The organism is Burkholderia sp. Bp8984 (genome assembly GCF_003853755.1).
Lineage (GTDB): Bacteria > Pseudomonadota > Gammaproteobacteria > Burkholderiales > Burkholderiaceae > Burkholderia.
In genome coordinates this window covers 1-773 of record NZ_QTQN01000101.1, presented here as the reverse complement: position 1 = coordinate 773, position 773 = coordinate 1, and the positions used below count along the sequence as shown (strand labels likewise).

Below are 773 nucleotides of genomic sequence, written 5' to 3'. Positions count from 1 at the left end.
GCCGCGCACGATTTCGCGATGCAGCGCATGGTGCAGGCCGGCGTGGTGCCGGTCACGTGGCAGCAGGTCCTGCTCGAATGGCAGCGCGACTGGGCGCACCGCGAGACGTACGACGCCGTGATGGCGATCGCGAAGGAGCATTCGGGCGCGTATGGCATGGGCGTCGACTACGCGTACACGATGGTCCACAAGGCACCGCAGCGCACCGCGACGCCGCACGAGTCGATCCCGGCCGTTCCGGCGAAGTAAGCGCGGACGGTCTGCGACCGTCGATGCCGGTGCGGCGGGTTCGATGTGAACGCGCCGCGCCGGCTCCGTTGCCGCGGACGGCGGACCGTGAACGAATCACGGATGCCGTCCGCGGCATGTTGGCCGGGACGTCAGGACCTGCTCTCCAACCAGTCCGAGAAATTGATCGTATGGAACCCTATCTGGTTTCCCTTGGTGCGGGCTTGCTGATCGGTGTCATTTACAGCGCCATCAAGGTGCGCTCCCCGGCACCGCCGCTGATTGCCCTTGTCGGGTTGCTCGGCATGGTGATCGGCGTGCAGGCCATCCCCACCCTCAAACAGCTCTTTGGCTTCTGATCGAAGCGAGGTGATGCATATGACCGCAACCGGGACTCAACCGGATCTGATCCTCCACAACGGACGATTCACGACCCTCGACCGCGCGAATCCCGTCGCGACCTCCGTCGCGATCAAGGACGGCCGCTTCGTCGCGGTCGGCAGCGACGCGGACGTGATGCCGCTCGCGGGCCGCGCGACGAAGGT

Annotated in this window: 1 protein-coding gene and 1 pseudogene; both read left to right on the top strand. The window is 66.1% G+C overall.

The annotated features are described in order from the left end of the window. A pseudogene (locus DID98_RS35515) lies at nt 1-249 on the top strand (hydrolase); the annotation flags it as partial. Between the two features lie 170 nt (nt 250-419). Next, a complete protein-coding gene (locus DID98_RS35510; protein WP_044847131.1) occupies nt 420-587 on the top strand; it encodes a DUF1427 family protein in 168 nt (55 codons plus the stop codon). Nucleotides 588-773 lie beyond the last annotated feature (186 nt).

Bases quoted from the DNA above. Each gene is read 5' to 3' on its own strand.
- DID98_RS35510 (WP_044847131.1), top strand. From the start codon at position 420: ATGGAACCCTATCTGGTTTCCCTTGGTGCGGGCTTGCTGATCGGTGTC.